Raw genomic sequence first — 20,218 nt, forward strand, 5'->3', positions numbered from 1 at the left:
GCCGAACCCGCCCCCTGACCCCGAGCACGCGGGGCGCCGAGCCCGTCGAGGAGGACGTATGACCACCCTTGCCGACCCGGTGCCCGGCGGGCGCCCCGGCGACCTGAGGACGATCCCGCGCTCACCGCGGACCTCGCCGCCCAGGGCGTGCGCGGGATCGTCCTCGCGTACGTGGACACGGCGGGCGTCGGCCGGGTCAAGACGATCCCCACGGCACGGCTGGAGGCGGCCGTGGCCTGGGGGGTCGGCATGTCGCCGGTCTTCGACACGTTCCTCGCCGACGACTCGATCGTCACCACCGACGTCCTCGGCTCCCCCGACGGCGACCTCAGGCTCTACCCGGACCTCGACCAGCTGGTGCCCCTGGCGGGGCAGCCCGGCTGGGCGTGGGCGCCGGTGGACCGGATCACACAGGAGGGCGAGCGGCACCCCGGCTGCGCCCGGACCTTTCTGCGCCGGACCGTCACGGACGCCGCCGAACGGCACGGGCTCCTCTTCAGGGCAGCCGTCGAGATCGAGTGGGCGGTCGGGCTCGGCTCGGCGCCCGGCGGGGACTTCGTCCCGGCGGTCTGCGGGCCGGCGTACGGCGCCATCCGGCAGGTGGAGCTGAGCGACTACACCGCCGACCTGCTGGCCGCGTTCGCGGCGCAGGGCGTGGACGTCGACCAGATCCATCCCGAGTACGCGGCCGGCCAGTTCGAGGTCTCGGTGGGTGCGCTGGATCCGGTGGCGGCGGCCGACCGGAGCGTGCTGGTGCGACAGACGATCCGGGCGGTGGCGCAGCGCCACGGGCTGCGGGTGTCCTTCGCGCCCGCCGTCCTCGCCGAGGGGGTCGGCAACGGCGGCCATCTGCACCTGTCCTGCTGGCGCGGCGGCGTGAACCTGCACTCCGGCGGCGAGGGCCGGTACGGCATGACGGCCGAGGCCGAGTCGTTCGTGGCCGGGGTGCTCGCCCACCTTCCCGCACTGACGGCGGTGACCGCGCCCAGCCCGGTCAGCTATCTGCGGCTCAAGCCCTCCCAGTGGGCGGGGGTGTTCACCGCCTGGGGCCGGGAGACCCGCGAGGCCGCGCTGCGGATCGTCACCGGCACGGCGGGCCGCCGGGACCAGGACGCGAACATGGAGGTCAAGCCGGTCGACCTGGCCGCCAACCCCTACCTCGCGCTGGGCTGCGTCATCGCCGCCGGCCTCGACGGGACGACGGCGTCCCTGCCGCTGCCGGAGGAGATCACCGGGGACCCGGCCCGCTACGGCCCGGACGAGGCGGCCGCCCTCGGTGTACGGCGGCTGCCGCGCTCGCTGCCGCAGGCCGTCGAGGAGTTCCGGGCCGACCCGGTGCTGCGCACCGCGCTGGGCCCGGTCCTTGCGGACGCGGTGACCGCCGTACGGCTCGGGGAGGCGGCGGCCGTGGACGACCTCGACGACGCGCAGCTGGCGGCCGCCTACCGCTGGAAGTACTGACCATGCCCGCCACCGGCCCGGTCCACGAGGCCCTCGCCGCGCTGCCCCTGGTCGACCACCACTGCCACGGCGCCGTGACGGCCGATCTCGCGCCCGGGCAGTTCGAGTCACTGATCACCGAGGGCGAGGCCTGGCCCGGCGTCTCGCCCTTCGACAGCCCGGTCGGCGTGGCGGTACGCCGGCACTGCGCGCCCCTGCTGGACCTGCCCCGGCACGTGCCCGCCGCCGACTACCTGGCCCGGCGCTCCGCCCTCGGCCCGCACGAGGTTAACCGCCGCTTCCTGACCGCCGCCGGAGCCGAGGTGTTCTGCGTCGACACCGGCTACGCCCCGCACCCCGTCACCTCCCCCGCCGAACTGGCCGAGGCCGCCGGTGCCACCGCGTACGAGGTCGTACGGCTGGAGCAGGTCGCCGAGGCGGTGGCCGCACGCGGCGTGGAGGCGGGTGAGTACCCAGCCGTGTTCCGGGCTGCCGCCGAGGAGGCCGTGCGACGGCCGGGCGTGGTCGCGGTGAAGTCGGTGGCGGCCTACCGCACGGGCTTCGCCCTCGCCCCCGAGTGCCCCACGGGCGCGGAGGTGACGCAGGCCGCCCGGCACTGGCTCACGGACGGCGGACGCCTGAGGGACCCGGTCCTGGTACGGCACCTGCTGTGGACCGCGGTCGACCTCGGCCTGCCGCTCCAGTTGCACACCGGCTTCGGCGACGCCGACGTACGGCTGCACCGCGCCGACCCCGCCCTGCTCACCGACTGGCTGCACCTGACGGCCGGCACGATCCCGGTCCTGCTGCTGCACTGCTGGCCGTACCACCGCCAGGCCGCCTACCTGGCCACGGCGTTCGAGCGGGTCCACCTGGACGTCGGCCTGGCCCTGCACTACACCGGGCCGGCCCGCTCCCGGACGGTGCTGGAGGAGGCGCTGGAGATCACCCCGTTCCGCAAACTGCTGTACAGCTCCGACGCCTATGGTGTGGCCGAGTTCCACCACCTGGGGGCGCTGTCCTTCCGGCAGGGGCTGGCCGGAATGCTGCAAGCCCGGGTGGACGCCGACGAGTTGAGCCTGCCCGACGCCCTGCGCGTCGCGGCCTGGACGGGCCGCGACAACGCCCGCCGACTGTACGGACTGCCCGAAAACGATCCGGCCCGCGACTGAGCGGGCGCCCACCCGGAAAGTATGATCAAGCAATGTCTGACATGACCGAAACCACGCCCGGCTGGCTGACCACGGACGAGCTGGAAATGACCAGGGCCCGTATGCCGATCCTGTACGTCGAGGCTGTGCCCGTGCGCGTGGACGACAGTGGCGAAGTCACCAGCATCGGAGTGCTGCTGCGCATGGGCCCGGACGGAACGGTCAGCCGGACCCTGGTCTCCGGTCGCGTCCTGCACCACGAGCGGGTCCGCGACGCGCTGCTGCGCCACCTGGAGAAGGACCTCGGTCCGGTCGCGCTGCCCCGGGTACCGGCCTCGCTGCAGCCGTTCACGGTCGCGGAGTACTTCCCGACGGCCGGCATCACGCCGTACCACGACCCGCGCCAGCACGCGGTGTCCCTCGCCTACATCGTCCCGGTGACCGGCGACTGCCGGCCCCGGCAGGACGCGCTGGACCTGGTGTGGTTCAGCCCGCAGGAGGCCGCCTCGCCGGCCGTGCAGAACGAGATGCCGGGCGGGCACGGGGTGCTGCTGAAGCAGGCGCTCGCGCACGTGGGTCTGGTGTCCTGACACCGGTGGCGGGTGACTGGCCTGTCTATCAGGCCGGTCCGTCGCCGACCAGGGCTTTCTTCGACGCGTTCAGGTTGCTTTCAGGCTCGCGGGAACCCGTGGCAACACCTGCACCAGAAGCCCCAAAGCAATGGCAAAGGGGGCTGGGGGCTCGGCAGCCGGCCGTGCGAGGGTGCGGATCATGAGCACAGAGCACGTCCTCGACCGCCGGCCCGGCGGCCATGCCCGTGACCGCATCCGCGCCACCGCGAACAAGGTGCCCGAGGTCACGGTCTACTTCTGGATCATCAAGGTCCTCACCACCGGCATGGGCGAGACCGCGTCCGACTTCCTGGCGCACCTCCTCGGCCCGATCCCGGCCGTCGGTCTCGGTGGTCTCGCCTTCGTGGCGTCCCTCCTGCTCCAGTTCGCCGTCCGCCGCTACGTCGCCTGGATCTACTGGACGGCGATCGTCATGGTCAGCGTCTTCGGCACGATGGCGGCCGACGTCCTGCACGTCGGCATGGGCGTCCCCTACACCCTCTCGACGCCCCTCTTCATGGTCGCCCTGGCCGCCGTGTTCGCCCTCTGGTACGCGAGCGAGCGGACCCTGTCGATCCACAGCATCGGCACCCGCCGCCGCGAGACGTTCTACTGGGCGGCCGTCCTCGCCACGTTCGCGCTCGGCACCGCCGCCGGCGACCTCACCGCGACCATCGGCCTCGGCTACCTCGGCTCGGCCGTCCTGTTCGCCCTGGCGATCTGTGTCCCGGCCCTCACCCACCGGGCGGGCAGCCTGGGCGCGGTGAGCGCGTTCTGGGCGGCGTACGTCATCACTCGCCCCCTCGGCGCCTCGATCGCCGACTGGATGGCCCTGGAGCCGCACCGGGGCGGCCTGGGCCTGGGCCTCGGCCCGGTGACGCTGTCCTGGACCGTGGCCATCCTCGGGCTGGTCGGCTACCTCACGGTGTCCCGGCGGGACGTCCGGACCGCCTGAAGCCGCCCGGAGCCCGGGAGAGGGCCGTGCTCGCCGCGCCCGCGAAACCCTCTCACCCACGTCTCGGCGGCTCGCTCACCAGGGGCCGCCGAGGCGCGGGCGCCGAGCAGGGATGCCGAGCAGGGGCACCCAGCCAGGGACGCCGATGTCACAATCGAAGGAATCAGGCCACCAGGCGATCGTGACGGCGGTGAGGCTCGATGGCAGGAAAGCGAGGAGGGAAGCCGCCGAGGGAGCCGCACCTCCCCGACCTGCACGTGCGCCTGCGTTCCGAACTGGGCCGGATCGACGAGCAGTTGCGCGCCCTGCTCTCCTCCATGGACCGACTGCAGGGCCTGCTGGATGCGGTGGTGGCCATCAGCCGTGAGGTGGAACTGCCCGGGGTGCTGCACCGGATCGTGACCACCGCCATGGAGCTGGTCGGCGCCCGGTACGGGGCGCTGGGCGTGCTCGGCGAGTCCGGAGAGGACCTGGAGCAGTTCATCTCTGCCGGTCTGACCGAGCGGGAGCGCCATGATCTGGCCGAGGCCGGCCTGCCCCGTGGCCTCGGTGTCCTCGGCCATCTGATCCGCTACCCCGAACCGCTGCGGGTCGACGACATCCTGACGCATCCGTCCTCCGCCGGGTTCCCGTCCGGCCACCCGCACCTGCGCACCCTGCTCGGCGTCGCCATCACCGTGCGCGGCGAGATCTACGGTGACCTCTACCTCTCCGAGCGGCTCGACGGGCAGCCCTTCGACATCCACGACGAGAACGTGGTCGTCGCGCTGGCCAGCGCCGCCGGTATCGCGATCGAAAACGTCCGCCTGTTCGAACGTGTCCGCGTAGGAGCCGAGCAGTTCCAGCGGCTCCTGTTGCCGACCCTGCCCGACCTGGGGGCTTTCACCGCGGCCGCCATCTACCGGCCCGCCGCCGAGCCCAGTCAGCTGGGCGGGGACTGGTACGACGTCATCCCCCTGGCCGACAACGTCGTGGCGGTGGTCATCGGCGACGTGGTCGGCCACGACCTGCAGGCCGCGGCCTCCATGGCCTCCACCCGCAACATGCTGCGCGCCCTGCTGTTCGACCAGGGCAATCCGCCCGGAGCGATCCTCGCCCAGCTCGACCGGACCCTGGCGGCCATCACGAACAACCCCGTCACGACCACCGCCCTGGCCCGCATCGAACCGGAGGGATCGGGTTGGCGGCTCCGCTGGAGCACCGCGGGCCATGTCCCGCCCCTGCTGATCACCCACGAGCGGCCCGTGGAATTCCTGCTCGCCGAGCCCGGCCTGCCGCTCGGCGTCGACACGGAGCAGCCCCGCCCCAACCACTCGCGCTTCCTGCCCCCGGCCGCCACCGTGGTCTTCTTCACCGACGGGCTGATCGAACATCCCGCCCACCCCATCGACGAGAGCCTGAACGATCTCGCCGCGCTCGCCGCGGTGCACGCCGCCCTCCCCCTGCCGGAGTTCGTCCAGGCACTGGCCGATCACCACCCCAGCGACGGTCACGACGACATGGCCATCCTCGCCGTGCGCACCCCGGGCGCCTGATCCGGCGCGTCTCCCGCCCGCCGCCCACCCGGCAGGCCGGCCTTCCGTCCTGAGGTGACGGCCTCGCGGCTCGACGGTGCCGTGGAGGATCCGGCCGTTGCGGCGGATGATGGGCTTCGGGGCGATGTCTACACGGAGGTCGCCCGATGGCTGTCGCGCGGCGTGAACGCCTCCGGCGCGGTGCCCTGGCCGCCCTGGAGAGCGGTGCCCTCGCCGCGCTGTATTTCGGCTCGGCCGAGGCGGGTCTGCTCCAGCAGCTGGTGCGCGGCCAGGTCACCCCGCTGTGGCCGCCGAGCGGTATCGCGGTGGCGGCCCTGCTCCTGCGCGGCCCGCGGCTCTGGCCCGGCATCGCCCTCGGCGCGTTCCTGGTCAACGTCTCGCTGGGGCCGTCGCTCGCGGCCGTGCTCGCGATCGTGGCGGGAAACACCCTCGCGCCCCTGTGCTCCTACGCCCTGCTCCGCCGTGCGGGATTCCGCAACGAACTGGACCGTCTGCGGGACGCGCTCGCACTGATCTTCCTCGGCGCGTTCACCGGGATGCTGGTGAGCGCGACGCTGGGCAGCGCGACCCTGGTCCTCGCCGGTGTGCTGAGCACCGGCGACTTCTGGCCGACGTGGTCGGTCTGGTGGACCGGCGACGCGATGGGCGTCCTGGTGGTCACTCCGGTTCTGCTCGTCCTGCGCTCGGCACGCCTGCCGAAGGACGTGCCACCGTCCCGGTGGGTGGAGGGGCTGCTGCTCGTCGCTGCCACGGTCGGCGCCGGTCTCCTCGAGACCACGCACACACCGCTGTTGTTCCTCGGCTTCCCGCTGCTGATCTGGGCGGCCTTCCGCTTCCAGCTGGCCGGGGCCGCGCCCTGCGCACTGGCCGTGTCGACCTTCGCGATCATTGCAGCCGCCCAGCGAGCAGGCCCGTTCGCCGGTCACGACCTGCTCACCAACATGATCACTCTGCAGGCGTTCAACGGTTCCGCCGCACTGACCGCGCTGCTGCTCGCGGCAGTCATCAGCGAGCGGAACCGGAGCCAGTGGGAGATCGCGGAAGCCTGCAGTCAGCTCGCCGGGATGGTGGCCAAGATCGCCACCAGTGACCACCTGCCGCTGCTCCCCGATGAGGAGGGTACGAGGGAAGGGCAGGGCGGACCGGCTCGCACCGACAGCAAGAGGTCGTCTCCTCATCCCTGAGAAGACGACCTCCGACCGCTGTAGAAGCTGGTCGGGACGACAGGATTTGAACCTGCGACCCCTTGACCCCCAGTCAAGTGCGCTACCAAGCTGCGCCACGTCCCGGCGCCGTTTGACCTGGGGTTTCCCCGATCGAAACGCGCAGGGAAACAATACCGCACTCGGGTCGGTGGTCGCGCAGGCCTTTTGTGTTGACCTCAAGCATGGTTGAGGTTGCACGATCTTCGGCATGACCATCACAGCGCACGAGGACCGCACCTACGGCTACGGCGACCTGCCCGGGCTGATGCGGTTGATGACCGGTGACGAGAAGCACGGTCCGGCGGCCACCTCCACGCTCGACGTGCTCTGGGTGCTGTACGACCGGGTGCTCCGGGTCGGTCCGGAGCGGCGGGAGGATCCCGCCCGGGACCGGTTCCTGCTGAGCAAGGGGCACGGGCCGATGGCGTACTACGCGGTGCTGGCGGCGAAGGGTTTCGTGCCGGTCGACTGGCTGCCGGGGTTCGGGGCGTACGACTCCCCGCTCGGGCATCACCCCGACCGGGTGCTGGTGCCGGGGGTGGAGATCGGCAGCGGGTCGCTCGGGCACGGGCTGCCGATCGGCGTGGGCACCGCCCTGGGGCTGCGCGCGCAGGGGCTGCACGAGCCGAGTGTCTGGCTGCTGATCGGGGACGCCGAGCTCGACGAGGGCAGCAACCACGAGGCGATCGCCTTCGCCGGGCCCGCCGGACTCGAGCGGCTGCACACCGTCGTGGTCGACAACGCCTCCGCGAGCCACGCCCGGCCCGGCGGGATCGCCGCCCGGTTCGAGGCCGCGGGCTGGTCCGCGGTGACCGTCGACGGACGCGACCACGAGGCCCTGTACACCGCGTTCACCGCCCCGCATCCGGGGCGCCCGCACGTGGTCGTGGCCCGCGTCGAACCGAAGAACGCCTGACTCCCCCGCTTTCCGAAAGGGCACACCCTCATGGACACCATGCGTGACCGTTTCGCCCCTGTCGTCTCCCGGCTGCTGGACGAGGACCCGCGCGTCGCGGTCGTCCTCGCCGAGATCGGCATGGACGGCTTCGCCGAGGCCCGGCGCCGGCATCCCGACCGGGTGATCAATGTCGGTATCCGCGAGCAGCTGCTGGTCGGGGCGGCGGCCGGGCTCGCGCTCACCGGGATGCGGCCGGTCGTGCACACCTTCGCCGGCTTTCTCGTGGAGCGGCCCTTCGAGCAGGTCAAGCTGGACCTCGGACACCAGAACACCGGGGCGGTGCTGGTGAGCGCGGCCGCCTCCTTCGACTGGCCGGCCGGCGGCCACACCCACATGGCGCCCGGCGACGTGGCGCTGCTGGACACCCTGGACGGCTGGACCGTCCATGTGCCCGGGCATCCCGACGAGGCCGAGACGCTGCTGCGGCGCGCGGTCGCCGCGGGGGACGACAAGGTGTACGTACGACTGTCCGTGCAGGCCAACCGGGCGGGGCGACCGGTCGGCGGTGAACACTTCCTGACCGTCCGCGAGGGCCGCACCGGTGTGGTCGTGGCTGTCGGACCGGTGCTGGACACCGTCCTCGCGGCCACCCAGGGGCTGGACCTGACCGTGCTGTACGCGACGACCGTACGGCCTTTCGACACGGCCGGGCTGCGCCGGGCCACCGAGGCGGCGGGCACGGACGTCGTGCTCGTGGAGCCCTACCTCGCCGGAACGTCGACGACGGCCGTGAGCGAGGCGCTGGCCGCTGTGCCGCACCGGGTGCTGGGCCTCGGTGTCGGGCGGCGTGAGCTGCGCCGGTACGGGACGATCGAGGAGCATGTGGCCGCGCACGGGCTCGACGCACGGAGTCTGCGGGAGCGGATCGTCACCTTCGTACGAGCGTGAGCGCGGGGCCCGTTCCGTGCGCGGGAGCCGGCCCGTCGGATCGCACCACCCCCGGATCGCGGGGACCGTGAGCATGGCCGCGGGCACCACCGGACCGGTCACGGCGGCGATCCGCAGGACGCGGTCCGCACCCACGGCCGGTGTCACCCGGTGCGTCCCTGCCGGTCATCCCGTGTACTCCCCTGCCGGTCCCCCCGCCCGCACCGCTCCCGCCGCGCGGGATCATGCCACGCCCCCCCTGCCGCCGCTGAGGGACTTTCAGCGACCGCCGGGCAGGCCCAAGTCGGGGTGGGCGTCCAGGAGTCGGGGCGGAGCCGCCTGGCGCCAGGAGTCGGCCAGGATGTCGCGCAGCTCGTCCTCGTCCTCCAGGGCGGCGAGTCTCGCTCTCACCCAGGCGAACTGGGCCTCGTGGTCGGCGATCCAGAACTTGCCGGGCTCGGCCAGCACCAGTTCGTCGCGCTCCTCCTTCGGGCAGCGCACGGCGAGGGACGTCTCGTCCTCCGGCAGCGTGGCGAACATCTTCCCGGCCACCCGGAACGTGGGCATGCTCCAGGCGACCTTCTCCGTGGTGTCCGGCAGGGACAGGGCGATACGGCGTACGTCTTCTGCGTCCGGCATGCCCCGCACGGTAGCCCGGGCCACTGACAGTCACCTGGCCGGCGAGCCCACCCGTTTGTAGTAGAGGGTCGTCGGGCGCAGTTCGCCGGACGGGTTCGCCGCGTAGTCCGGGATGGTGCCGGCGAGGGTCCAGCCGGCCGAGCGGTAGAGGTGCTCGGCGGGGCTGCCGGTTTCGGTGTCCAGGTGGAGCAGAGTGATGCCGGAGGCGGTGGCGGCCCGCTCGGCGGTGGCAAGGAGGCGGCGGCCGAGGCCCTGGCCCCGCGCGGAGCGGTGCACCATCAGCTTCACGAGTTCGGCGCGGTGGCCGCTGTTCGGCTTGTCGGGCAGGGCCAGGCTCACCGTGCCCGCCACTCGGTCCATGTCGTCCACGGCCACCCATACGGCCAGCCGGCCCGTCGCCACCGCGTCGGCCCGCTCCCGCCACCAGGCCGCCGCCTCCGCCCGCCCGAGCGGCCCGAGGAAGCCGACCGAGGCACCCCCCGCCACGGTGTCGGCCAGCAGGCCCGCCAACTCCTCGCTGCCGCGGCGCACTTGGACGTCGTTCCAGCGCAGCACCCTCATGGCCGCACCACCGCCAGCACATAGCGGGCCTCCGCCGAGCCGGTGCTGCGGAACCTCGTCGGCCCGAAGACGCGCATCCGCAGGCAGTCGCCCGCGGCGAGGTGGTGGCTCGTGTCGCCGACCGTCACGTCCAGCGTGCCGCCGAGGACCCACAGGTGCTGTTCGAGGCCGGGCAGGGGCGGGCGGTCGTAGGCGATGTCGGCGCCCGGGGTGAGCCGGCCCTCGACCAGTTCGCCGCGCAGAGCGGAGTGCGGCGGGGACACGGAGCGGCGGGTGAAACCGGAGGCGCGGTCCTGCCACACCTGCTGCTCGGCGGCCCGTACCAGCGGGGCCGGTTCCGCCTCGACCTCGCTGAGCAGCTGGGACATGGTGCGTCCGTAGACGTGGCAGAGGCGGTTGAGGACGGCTGCCGTGGCGCTGATCTCGGCACGCTCGGCCCGTGACAGCGTCGACCTGCTCACTTCGCTGCGCTCGGCCAACTCGTCGAGCGACCAGCCGTGCTGGGCACGGAGTTCGGCCAGCCGGGCGCCGATCCGGGCATCGACGGGGTCGGGATCACTTCTCATATTCGGGACGCTATCCCGAATATGAGACACCCGTGTTACGCCGGGCTCACGTGTGCGCGGCCTCCCCCAGTGCGTCCAGCACCGGGCGGATCAGGGGGTGTCCCTCGGCTCCTCGCCGTACGGCCGCGAAGACCCGGCGGGTCGGGGCCACACCGTCCACGGGGCGGACGACCACGCCGGTGACGTCCATGCCGCGCAGGGCCGAGCGGGGGACGAGAGCCACACCCGCGTCCGCCGAGGCCAGGGCGACCACGGCGCGGAAGTCGTCGGAGGAGTGTTCGAGGCGGGGCTGGAACCCGGCGCTTTCGCAGGCGAGGACGACCACGTCGTGGCAGGGGTTCCCGGGGTACGGGCCGATCCATGGGTCCTTGGCCAGTTCGGCGAGGGGAACCTCGGGGGCGTCGGCGAGCCGGTGGCCGACCGGTACGACCGCGTCGAAGGGCTCGGCATACAGGGGCACGTGGGTGAGCCGGGGGTCTCCGGCGGCCGGCGCGCCCCGGTACTCGACGGCCACGGCCACGTCCACCTGCCGGTCCAGGACCATGGGGAGGCTGGCGTCGCCCTCCGCGTCCTGGACCCGGATACGGATGCCGGGCGCGCAAGAGGCGAGCCGGGCCACGGCGGGCGCCACCACCTGGACGATGCCGGTCGCGAACGCGGCCACGGTGACCGTACCGGCCTCCCCCGACCCGTAGGCCGCCAACTCGGCCTCGGCCCGCTCCAGCTGGGCGAGGACCGCGTTGGTGTGGCTGAGCAGGATCTCGCCCGCCGGGGTGAGCCGTACGCCCTTGGCGCTGCGCTCGACCAGGCGGTGGCCGGTCTCCTGCTCCAGGGCCGTCAGCTGCTGCGAGACGGCGGAGGGGGTGAGATACAGCGCGGCCGCTGCCGCCGTGACCGTGCGGTGGTCTGCCACCGCACGGAGGATGTGGAGCCGCCGCGCTTCGATCATGCGACCAATTATCTCAAGGTGTCCACGCTGGTCAGGCGTCCAGCTCCGCCCGGGCGGCCACGAAGGCGTCGACCGCACGGTCGACGTCCTCGGTGGAGTGCGCGGCGGACAGCTGGACGCGGATGCGGGCCTGGCCCTGGGGGACGACCGGATAGGAGAAGCCGATCACGTACACGCCCCGCTCCAGCAGCAGCTCCGCGAGACGGGCCGCCCTGGCGGCGTCACCGATCATCACCGGCGCGATGGCGTGGTCGCCGGGGAGGATCTCGAAGCCCTCCTCGGTCATCCGGCGGCGGAACAGCGCGGTGTTCTCGGCGAGCCGGACGCGCAGGTCGTCGGCCGACTCCAGCAGGTCGAGGACCGTGAGTGAGGCGGCGGCGATCACCGGGGCGAGCGTGTTGGAGAAGAGGTACGGGCGGGAGCGCTGGCGCAGCAGGGCCACGATCTCGGCGCGGGCGGCGACATAGCCGCCGGAGGCGCCGCCGAGGGCCTTGCCGAGGGTGCCCGTGATGATGTCGACGCGGTCCATGACGCCGTGCAGCTCGGGGGTGCCGCGGCCGGAGGGGCCGACGAAGCCGACGGCGTGCGAGTCGTCGACCATGACCATCGCGTCGTAGCGGTCGGCGAGGTCGCAGATCTCGCGCAGCGGGGCGACGTAGCCGTCCATGGAGAAGACGCCGTCGGTGACGATCAGGCGGCGGCGCGCGTCCTGGGCCTCCTTGAGCTGGGCCTCCAGGTCCGCGAGGTCGCGGTTGGCGTAGCGCAGGCGGCGGGCCTTGGACAGGCGGATGCCGTCGATGATGGAGGCGTGGTTGAGGGCGTCGGAGATGACCGCGTCCTCCTCGCCGAGCAGGGTCTCGAAGACACCGCCGTTGGCGTCGAAGCAGGAGGAGTACAGGATCGTGTCCTCCTGGCCGAGGAACGCGGACAGCCGCGCCTCCAGCTCCTTGTGCACCTCCTGGGTGCCGCAGATGAAGCGCACGGAGGCCATGCCGTAGCCCCAGCGGTCCAGGGCGTGGTGGGCAGCGGCGATCACCTCGGGGTGGTCGGCGAGGCCGAGGTAGTTGTTGGCGCAGAAGTTGAGGACCTCGCCGGGGCGGCCGCCGGCGCTGACGTTGACGGTCGCTGACTGCGGGGTGTCGATGACTCGCTCGGGCTTGTGCAGACCGGCGGCGCGGATGTCGTCGAGGGTGGCGCGCAGGTCGTCGCGTACGGAATCGAACATGGGGGGCTCCTGAAAGTGCCGGCGGGTATGAGGAGTTACGCGGTCCAGTCGAGGATGACCTTGCCGCCCGTGCCGCTCGCCGCGTCGGCGAAGGCCGCCTCATAGTCGCGGTAGCCGTACCGGCCGGTGATCACCGGGGCGAGGTCGAGGCCGCCCTCCAGCAGGACCGACATCGCGTACCAGGTCTCGAACATCTCGCGGCCGTAGATGCCCTTGATGGTGATCATCGAGGTGACGACGCGGGCCCAGTCCACCGGGAACTCCTCGGCGGCCAGGCCGAGCACGGCGATCCGGCCGCCGTGCGTCATGTTGGCGATCATGTCCCGCATGGCCTCGGGGCGGCCGGACATCTCCAGGCCGATGTCGAAGCCCTCGCGCAGGCCCAGCTCCCGCTGTCCGTCGGCGATCGTGGACCGGGAGACGTTCAGGGCGAGGCTCACACCGATCTTGCGGGCGAGGTCCAGGCGCTCCTCGCTGACGTCGGTGATGACGACGTTGCGGGCGCCGGCGTGCCGCGCCACGGCGGCGGCCATCAGGCCGATCGGGCCCGCGCCGGTGATCAGGACGTCCTCGCCGACCAGCGGGAAGGACAGTGCGGTGTGCACGGCGTTGCCGAACGGGTCGAAGATCGCGGCGACGTCGAGGTCGACGGGGACGCGGTGCACCCAGACGTTGGACGCGGGCAGCGCGACGTACTCGGCGAACGCGCCGTCCCGGCCGACGCCGAGGCCGATGGTGGCCCGGCACAGGTGGCGCCGGCCGGCCAGGCAGTTGCGGCACTTGCCGCACACCAGATGGCCCTCACCGCTCACCCGGTCGCCGACCCGGATGTCGGTGACGTCCCGGCCGGTCTCCACGACCTGCCCGACGAACTCGTGCCCGAGGACCAGCGGGGTGCGGATGGCCTGCTGCGCCCAGCCGTCCCAGGCCCGGATGTGCAGGTCGGTGCCGCAGATACCGGTCCGCATGACCTTGATCAGCACGTCACCGGGACCGAGGGCGGGTTCCGGGACGTCCGCGAGCCAGAGCCCGGGCTCCGCCTTCTCCTTGACCAGCGCCTTCAACGCTACGGCTCCTGTGGGTGAGGTCCCGGCCGTGGGCATGCCGAAGGCGCCCGCACCGGGTGAGAGGGGTGGAATCACCCCGCAATCTGCCGTACGCGCGGGCCGGGGTCCATCGAGCTTTTCTTAACCGCCGCCTCAGCTTTCCTTCACGCCCCTCAGCCGTCGCGTGACGCCCCCGTCGCTCAGATCGGCAGCCCGTCGTCCGCGGACCGGTCGAGGTGTACGACGAGGTCGGCGGCCAGCGCCTTGATGGTCTCCAGCCCCGACCGCCCCCAGGCCCGGGGCGCGACGTCGAAGGCGCACACGGTGCCGAGCGCCATGCCGGAGCTGTCGATGAGCGGGGCACCGAGATAGGAGCGGATGCCGTACTCGTCCACGACCGGGTTGCCGGCGAAGCGCGGGTAGTCGCGGACGTCCTCCAGCACCAGGGCCTTGCGGCGGACCACCACATGGGGGCAGAAGCCGTGGTCGCGCGGCAGGACCCGGCCGACCTCGGGCCTGCTGCCGTCCTCCCGGACCACCGGCGCCATCACCGGCGTGCACAGGCCGGCGAAGAACTGGTGGTCCGCGCCGACGAAGTTGACCATGGCGTACGGCGCCCCCGTGAGCCGGGCGAGATGGTCCGCGAAGGCGTCGAGAGCGGGCTCGGGCCGACTCCCCAGGCCGAGTCGGCGCAGCCGGGAGATGCGGGCGGGTGCCTCCTTGTCCTCGGGGGTGAGCAGCAGACCCCGGACCGGACGGGGCGGCTCGTAGCTCATGGCCGGACTCCGTCGCTGTGGGCATACCTCATATGGCGGCTCCGTGTGCGGTATGGCTGGTTCACATGTGGGCGCCGTGGCTCGGCGCGGGCGCCGGGGCGTGGGCGATCAGGTGGCGTACGAGGGTGAGCAGGGTCTGCACACCGGAGCTGGAGATGCGGGCGTCGCAGCGGACGACCGGGATCCCTGCGTCGAGGTCGAGGGCGGCGCGCACCTCGTCCGGGTTGTAGCGGTAGGCGCCGTCGAACTCGTTGATGGCGATGATGAAGGCGAGGCCGCGCTCCTCGAAGAAGTCCACGGCCGCGAAGCACTCCTCCAGCCGGCGGGTGTCGGCGAGGATGACCGCGCCGAGCGCCCCTTCCGACAGCTCGTCCCACATGAACCAGAACCGCTCCTGCCCCGGCGTACCGAACAGGTACAGGACGTGCTGCGGATCGAGGGTGATCCGGCCGAAGTCCATGGCGACCGTCGTCTCGACCTTGTTCTCGATGCCGTCGAGGTTGTCCGTGGCGGCGCTGACCGTGGTGAGCAGCTCCTCGGTGCTGAGCGGGGCGATCTCGCTGACCGCTCCCACGAAGGTCGTCTTGCCCACCCCGAACCCACCCGCCACCAGGATCTTCAGCGCGGTGGGAAACGGGTCAGAGCTGTCGTCGTAGTCCATCGAGCACTGCCTCCAGCAGAGACCGGTCAGTGGGTGTGTGGTGGAAGACGGGGGGCTTGGTGGTCAGCGCCCCGCAGTCGACGAGGTCCGAGAGCAGCACCTTGGTGACCACCGCGGGCAGTTTCAGGTGCGCGGCGATCTCGGCCACCGACACGGGCGCACGGCACAGGTCGAGTGCCTGGGCGTGCTCGGGGCCGAGGTAGCCGAGCGGGGTGACACCGGTGGCCATCACCTGTGACATCAGATCGAGGGCGATGCTGGGCCTGGTACGGCCGTTGCTGACCGTGAACGGGCGCACCAGCCGTCCGGCCGCGTCGTCCAGCCAGGGCCCGTCGCCGACTGCGGCCACGCTCAAGGCCTCATCGCCGTGGATTCGACGGCGTGCTGCCGGGGCGCTGTCACCAGGTACGGACGGACGCTCTTGACCAGCATCGCCATCTCGTAGCCGAGCACGGCGGCGTCGGCCTCCCGGCCGGCGAGCACGGCGAGGCAGGTGCCGGAACCGGCGGTGGTGACGAACAGCAGCGTCGAGGCGAGTTCCACGACGACCTGGCGGACGTCCCCGCCGTCGCCGAACCGGACGCCGGCGCTGCGGCCGAGGGAGTACAGGCCGGAGGCCAGCGCCGCCATGTGATCGGCGCTGTCGGCGTCGAGGCCGTGCACGGATTTCACCAGCCCGTCGCAGGACAGGAGCACCGCGCTGGTGGTGTGCGGTACGCGTTGCACGAGGCCGCTCAGCAGCCAGTCGAGGTCGGATGCCTGCGTGGTCGGCGCATCGCTCGCCATGGTGGATCGACTCCTTGGGGTACGAAGGTCTGCGGGAGCGCTGGGGGTGAGGGTGGGTACGGGACTGAAGAGGGCGGTCATCCGGCCGGTGCGCTCCCGTCGGGGCGGCCGGTGCCCTCGGACGCGGGCGCGTGCGCGTGCGCGTGCGTCGGGGGTATGGGCGCCGACTCCAAGGGGCTCGCGTCCATGGGGCGGGCGTCCGCGGGTGTGGACCGCCCATGGGGCGAGATGGTGGCCGGTGTCATGTGGGCGGGGGCGACGGATTCCCTGTGGGCGAGGCCCATGGGGGCGCCATCAAGGTGTCCGGACACCGTGTGTGCGCAATCCACGTCGGGTGGATTCGCGTGCGTCGGCTCCATCTTCTGCTGTGCCTCGGCGAGCCCGATCCCACGCTGGAAGGCCGCCATCAGGCCGGGGTCGTGCCCCGGCACGGTGTCGCCGTCCTGGCGGGGAACCGGGCCCCCGCGCAGTTGGGGGACGATGTGCTCCTGGGCGCGGCGGCGGGGCAGTTGAGGCCGGCCCATGGTGCCGCGCACGGCGGCGCCGCGCGGGGTGGGCAGGGTGCCCGCGTGGGCCTCGACCACCGGCCGGTCCTCCGCGCTGACGCCGGGCACGGCCTCGGCCGGGTCGGGCCGCTGCTCGTGGGTGCCGCGCACGGGGAGCGGGGGCGGCGGGCCCTGCTCCTGGGTATCCCCGGTCTGCGCGGCCCCGTTCCGGGCGGCGCCGCTCCGTCCTGACCCGCGCTGCGCGTGCCGCCGCCTGCCGCCGGCCGCGGCCTGGCCGGTCCCGTCCTGCCCTTCGCCCGGCGCGCCGGCCGCGGCTACGGGACGGTTCTCGGTGGACCCGGGGCGCGCCTCTCTGATCACTGGGCGCCCCTCCCTGGTCCCAGGGCGCCCCTCCCCGGTCCCAGGGCACCCCTCTCCGGTGCCGGAGTCGGTGGTGACACCCGGCGCTTGGCCCGCCCCGCCGCTCTGCGGGGGGATTCCGCCGCCGGCCCGGACCTCCCCGGGCGCGTGCGGTGGTGGGGGCGGCGGCCCTGGCAACGGGCCGGTCCCCGCCGGGCCCTGACGCTGCGGTACGGCACCGGGCAGGCCCGGCGCCGTACCCAGCAAGGCCTGCGGCACGACGAGTACGGCCTGCACCCCGCCGTAGATGTTGGTCTGCAGGCGCACGGTGATGCCGTGGCGGCGGGCGAGCTGGGAGACGACGTAGAGGCCGATGCGGCCGTCGGCCAGCAGGCTCGCGACATTGACCTGGTCGGGGTCGGCGAGCAGGGCGTTCATCTTGGTCTGCTCCCCGACCGGCATGCCGAGTCCGCGGTCCTCGACCTCCACGGCGAGCCCGGAGGTGACGAGGTTGGCGCGGAGCAGCACCTGGGTGTGCGGGGCGGAGAACACCGTGGCGTTCTCCACGAGTTCGGCGAGCAGGTGGATGAAGTCGGCCACGGCGTGCCCGCGCAGTTCGCCGTCGATGGGCGGCACCAGTTTTACCCGGGAGTACTGCTCGACCTCGGCGATGGCCGAGCGCAGCACCTCGGTCATGGACACCGGGTTGCTCCACTGCCGGCGGGAGACGGCGCCCCCGAGCACGGCGAGGTTCTCGGCGTGCCGCCGGATACGGGTGGCCAGGTGGTCGACGTGGAACAGACCCTTGAGCAGGTCGGGGTCCTCGATCTCGTTCTCCAGGTCGTCCAGGATCGAGATCTCACGGTGCACCAGGGACTGCAGCCGCCGTGCGAGGTTGACGAAGACCTCGAGCTTCTGCTCGCTGCCCGCCTGGCTGGAGAGCTGGGCCGCCTGCACGACGGCGGTGACGGCGCCGTCGTACGCGCGGGCCAAGTCGGCGGCGAGCAGCTCGAAGTCGTCGGCGTCGTCGGGCGGCCCGCGGCGCGGGCCCCGCTGCGGCGGGGTCTCGCCGTGGCGCAGCGCCTCGACGAGGGCGCGCAGGTCGGCCTCGACCCGGGCGGCGCTGCGCCGCAGGGCGCCGACACGGTCGCTCACGAGGCGGGCGGCGCGGTCCGCGGCGACGGCGGCGATCAGGATGCCCGCGACGGTCACGGCGACCGCGCCGGTGAGCACGGCCCACAGGGTGGGCCCGGGGCGTGCGCCGGTGGAGCGGATGCTGAACAGGACGGCCGCGCTGGCGCTGAGCGCCACCGCGAGGGGCGGGAGCACGGCGAGCCGCATGAGTTGGGGCCGTATGTGTGTCTCGGGCAGTGCGGGAGCGGGTCGGGCGACCGGTCGTCCGTGTCGACCGCCCTCGCGGCGGTCGGCGCGGGCGGCCGGTTCGCGGAGGTGAGACATCTGCGTCCTCGTACTGGTCCGTCGGGCTGCCATCCGGACACTCACCGTAGTCGCCTGCGCATCATGTGCGGGGGGCAGTTGACAAAGTCCCCCGGACAGGGTCCCGCTCTGGTATGAGGCTTCGTACGACAGACCGATAACCGCGCCACGACGATGACAGTGACCCGAAAGAGATCGATACGACCTGGTCAAAAGCGGTCAGGCGGGGAGACGTCGCCCCAGGAGCCCACGACCCATCCGACTCCCCCGCACCCCCGAGCCGTACGGCGATCCACCCGACACCCGCGCCGAGTGAGGGCCCACCCCTCCCTGCAATTGTCACGGAGAGTGTCAGCGTTGGCCTGGTCTTGGTCGGACGCTGTCAGAGGGTCGTGAGGCGGAACTGGACCCGCCCGGCGTCGACGTCCAGGACGATCCGCTTCATCTCCGACCACGGCGGACGGAAGCCGCCGGGCTCGTCGCCCCACTCGCGTGAAGCCGAGGATCTTGGCCCTCGCCCCGTCGACGCGGTGCCGGGAGTAGGCGTAGTCGTCGCTGGTTCCGCAGGTCGGACACGGGTGGAAGGCGGTCGTCGCGGTGCAGGTGCGACCACGTACGCCGTGCAGCGCGCGCAGAACTGTTCGGCGAGTACGACGGAGTCGGGTTGAGGAAGGTCTGGTTCGGGTCGGCGGACTGGTTCTCGTCGCCCCCCGGACCGAGGTCGTGCGGCGCAGGTCCTCTGCGCCGTCAGCCCTCCAGGTCGAGTCCGGTACGGACGCCGGGCTCGGCGGCCAGCGCCCCGAGTGCGCGCCAGGTGCGGCGGACGGTTCCCGACACGCCACGCCACCAGGGCTCGGCGGGGAGCTTGCCCGCGGGCTCGAAGGGCTCGCCCGGGCGCGGCAGCGCCACGGCCTGGCCGGCCTCCTCGGCGGCCTCCTTGGTCCACTCGCCCGGTTCGGCCCAGGCATGCGGGGCGAGGCTGAAGGTGCCCCAGTGGATCGGCAGCAGCACGCCGTACGGGGCTCCGCCCTGGAGGTCGAGATGGGCGCGCAGGCCCTCCTCGGGGGTCATGTGGATGTCGGGCCAGAACTCGCTGTACGCGCCGATCTGGATCATCGTGGCGTCGAACGGGCCGTGGGCCGCGCCGATGTCCCTGAAGCCGTCGAAGTAGCCGGTGTCGCCGCTGTGGTAGATCCGGTGCTCCTCGCCGGCGACGACCCAGGACGCCCACAGGGTGTGCTGGGTGTTGCGCAGGCCGCGGCCGCAGAAGTGGCGGGCCGGGGTGGCGGTGAGGGTGAGCCCGCCGATCTTGGTGGCCTCGTGCCAGTCGAGTTCGCGCAGCCGGTCCGGGGACACGCCCCAGTGCTCGAGGTGTGCGCCGACGCCGAGCGGCACGGCGAACACCGTGTCCGTGCCGGCCAGCGCCTTGATCGTGGGCATGTCCAGGTGGTCGTAGTGGTCGTGCGAGACGACCACCACGTCGACCGGGCCGAGCGCGGCCAGTGGCAGCGGCACCGGGTGCAGCCGCTTGGGCCCGGCGAAGGGGAACGGGGAGCAGCGCTCACCCCAGACGGGATCGAACAGGACGCGGTGTCCGTCGATCTCCGCGAGCACGCTGGAGTGGCCCATCCAGGTCACCCGCAGCCCGGTGGTGGGCGGCTTGGCGAGGTCTGCGAAGGTGGTGGCGTGCACCGGGACGGTGCCGCGGGGAGCGCGCAGGGGCCGGGTGTCCTTGTCGAAGAACACCTTGGCGAAGTCCAGCGTGGAACCGGAGGGCCGGGTGCGGGCGGTGCCGCCGGGGTTCTGGAAGACGCCGTCCTTGAAGTGGGGGGAACGGCGGATGCGCGCGAGGCGCTCACCACCCGGATCCGCGCCGAAGGCCGCGGGCCGCAGCACGCTGAGCCCGAAGCTCTGGGAACGCAAACCGGTCACGGTACCTCCAGGTGGAGTCGCTGAGGCCCTCCATTATGGTCGGCCCCTCCGACCGACCCGGACCGTCCGGGCC

The 20,218-nt window shown here is 72.7% G+C and carries 19 protein-coding genes, 1 tRNA gene and 1 pseudogene; 8 read left to right on the top strand and 13 right to left on the bottom strand.

The window, feature by feature from the left end; all coding sequences use genetic code 11:
- Nucleotides 1-58: 58 nt before the first annotated feature.
- The 6 genes and pseudogenes from ACFZDC_RS38845 to ACFZDC_RS38870 all read left to right on the top strand — a co-directional run bounded on the left by ACFZDC_RS38845 (nucleotide 59) and on the right by ACFZDC_RS38870 (nucleotide 6,876).
- Nucleotides 59-1,461, top strand: a pseudogene (locus tag ACFZDC_RS38845) (glutamine synthetase family protein).
- A 2-nt stretch (nucleotides 1,462-1,463) separates the two neighbouring features.
- Nucleotides 1,464-2,612 (top strand): amidohydrolase family protein, encoded by a 1,149-nt coding sequence (locus ACFZDC_RS38850; RefSeq protein ID WP_391331418.1) that lies wholly within the window; start codon nucleotides 1,464-1,466, stop codon nucleotides 2,610-2,612.
- Nucleotides 2,613-2,644: 32 nt separating this feature from the next.
- Nucleotides 2,645-3,181 carry a DUF4916 domain-containing protein gene (locus ACFZDC_RS38855; RefSeq protein ID WP_391331419.1) on the top strand — a complete coding sequence of 179 codons (537 nt, stop codon included), beginning with the start codon at nucleotides 2,645-2,647 and terminating at the stop codon, nucleotides 3,179-3,181.
- Between the two features lie 181 nt (nucleotides 3,182-3,362).
- A complete protein-coding gene (locus ACFZDC_RS38860; protein WP_391331421.1) occupies nucleotides 3,363-4,157 on the top strand; it encodes a hypothetical protein in 795 nt (264 codons plus the stop codon).
- 200 nt (nucleotides 4,158-4,357) lie between these two features.
- A complete protein-coding gene (locus ACFZDC_RS38865) occupies nucleotides 4,358-5,692 on the top strand; it encodes a SpoIIE family protein phosphatase (protein WP_391331422.1) in 1,335 nt (444 codons plus the stop codon).
- A 146-nt stretch (nucleotides 5,693-5,838) separates the two neighbouring features.
- On the top strand, nucleotides 5,839-6,876 hold the full coding sequence (locus ACFZDC_RS38870; protein WP_391331424.1) for an MASE1 domain-containing protein: 1,038 nt from the start codon (nucleotides 5,839-5,841) through the stop codon (nucleotides 6,874-6,876).
- Between the two features lie 28 nt (nucleotides 6,877-6,904).
- Here the strand turns inward: ACFZDC_RS38870 and ACFZDC_RS38875 are convergent.
- A tRNA-Pro gene (locus ACFZDC_RS38875) sits at nucleotides 6,905-6,981 on the bottom strand.
- Between the two features lie 124 nt (nucleotides 6,982-7,105).
- On the opposite strand from ACFZDC_RS38875, the gene ACFZDC_RS38880 reads away from it, so the two are divergent.
- On the top strand, nucleotides 7,106-7,813 hold the full coding sequence (locus ACFZDC_RS38880) for a transketolase (protein WP_391331425.1): 708 nt from the start codon (nucleotides 7,106-7,108) through the stop codon (nucleotides 7,811-7,813).
- A gap of 30 nt (nucleotides 7,814-7,843) precedes the next feature.
- Nucleotides 7,844-8,743, top strand: coding sequence for a transketolase family protein (locus ACFZDC_RS38885; RefSeq protein ID WP_391331427.1), 900 nt, complete (start codon nucleotides 7,844-7,846; stop codon nucleotides 8,741-8,743).
- 258 nt (nucleotides 8,744-9,001) lie between these two features.
- Here the strand turns inward: ACFZDC_RS38885 and ACFZDC_RS38890 are convergent, their stop codons facing one another.
- The 12 genes from ACFZDC_RS38890 to ACFZDC_RS38945 all read right to left on the bottom strand — a co-directional run bounded on the left by ACFZDC_RS38890 (nucleotide 9,002) and on the right by ACFZDC_RS38945 (nucleotide 20,145).
- Complete coding sequence (locus ACFZDC_RS38890; RefSeq protein ID WP_391331428.1) at nucleotides 9,002-9,361, bottom strand: MmcQ/YjbR family DNA-binding protein; 360 nt, start codon at nucleotides 9,359-9,361, stop codon at nucleotides 9,002-9,004.
- A 30-nt stretch (nucleotides 9,362-9,391) separates the two neighbouring features.
- Nucleotides 9,392-9,922: a GNAT family N-acetyltransferase gene (locus ACFZDC_RS38895; RefSeq protein WP_391331431.1), complete on the bottom strand. Its 531-nt coding sequence runs from the start codon at nucleotides 9,920-9,922 to the stop codon at nucleotides 9,392-9,394.
- Nucleotides 9,919-10,488, bottom strand: a complete 570-nt coding sequence (locus ACFZDC_RS38900; protein WP_391331432.1) for a helix-turn-helix domain-containing protein — start codon at nucleotides 10,486-10,488, stop codon at nucleotides 9,919-9,921. Before ACFZDC_RS38900 ends, ACFZDC_RS38895 begins: the two co-directional genes overlap by 4 nt.
- 46 nt (nucleotides 10,489-10,534) lie before the next feature.
- Entirely contained in the window at nucleotides 10,535-11,437 is a 903-nt protein-coding gene (locus ACFZDC_RS38905) for a LysR substrate-binding domain-containing protein (protein WP_391331434.1), read from the bottom strand.
- A gap of 31 nt (nucleotides 11,438-11,468) precedes the next feature.
- The gene (locus tag ACFZDC_RS38910; RefSeq protein ID WP_391331435.1) at nucleotides 11,469-12,662 is read right to left on the bottom strand and encodes a glycine C-acetyltransferase; all 1,194 of its coding nucleotides are present in this window, start codon (nucleotides 12,660-12,662) and stop codon (nucleotides 11,469-11,471) included.
- 35 nt (nucleotides 12,663-12,697) lie between these two features.
- Entirely contained in the window at nucleotides 12,698-13,726 is a 1,029-nt protein-coding gene (gene tdh / locus ACFZDC_RS38915; RefSeq protein WP_391331437.1) for an L-threonine 3-dehydrogenase, read from the bottom strand.
- A 182-nt stretch (nucleotides 13,727-13,908) separates the two neighbouring features.
- Nucleotides 13,909-14,484 (bottom strand): GAF domain-containing protein, encoded by a 576-nt coding sequence (locus ACFZDC_RS38920; RefSeq protein ID WP_391331439.1) that lies wholly within the window; start codon nucleotides 14,482-14,484, stop codon nucleotides 13,909-13,911.
- Between the two features lie 61 nt (nucleotides 14,485-14,545).
- Complete coding sequence (locus ACFZDC_RS38925) at nucleotides 14,546-15,145, bottom strand: ATP/GTP-binding protein (RefSeq protein ID WP_391331440.1); 600 nt, start codon at nucleotides 15,143-15,145, stop codon at nucleotides 14,546-14,548.
- Nucleotides 15,123-15,494, bottom strand: coding sequence for a DUF742 domain-containing protein (locus tag ACFZDC_RS38930; protein ID WP_391331442.1), 372 nt, complete (start codon nucleotides 15,492-15,494; stop codon nucleotides 15,123-15,125). Before ACFZDC_RS38930 ends, ACFZDC_RS38925 begins: the two co-directional genes overlap by 23 nt.
- A gap of 2 nt (nucleotides 15,495-15,496) precedes the next feature.
- Nucleotides 15,497-15,931 (bottom strand): roadblock/LC7 domain-containing protein, encoded by a 435-nt coding sequence (locus ACFZDC_RS38935; RefSeq protein ID WP_391331444.1) that lies wholly within the window; start codon nucleotides 15,929-15,931, stop codon nucleotides 15,497-15,499.
- A 77-nt stretch (nucleotides 15,932-16,008) separates the two neighbouring features.
- Nucleotides 16,009-18,234, bottom strand: a complete 2,226-nt coding sequence (locus tag ACFZDC_RS38940; RefSeq protein WP_391331446.1) for an ATP-binding protein — start codon at nucleotides 18,232-18,234, stop codon at nucleotides 16,009-16,011.
- Between the two features lie 726 nt (nucleotides 18,235-18,960).
- Nucleotides 18,961-20,145, bottom strand: coding sequence for an MBL fold metallo-hydrolase (locus ACFZDC_RS38945; RefSeq protein ID WP_391331448.1), 1,185 nt, complete (start codon nucleotides 20,143-20,145; stop codon nucleotides 18,961-18,963).
- Nucleotides 20,146-20,218 lie beyond the last annotated feature (73 nt).

It is taken from the genome of Streptomyces sp. NPDC007905 (assembly GCF_042959345.1).
Classification (GTDB): domain Bacteria; phylum Actinomycetota; class Actinomycetes; order Streptomycetales; family Streptomycetaceae; genus Streptomyces.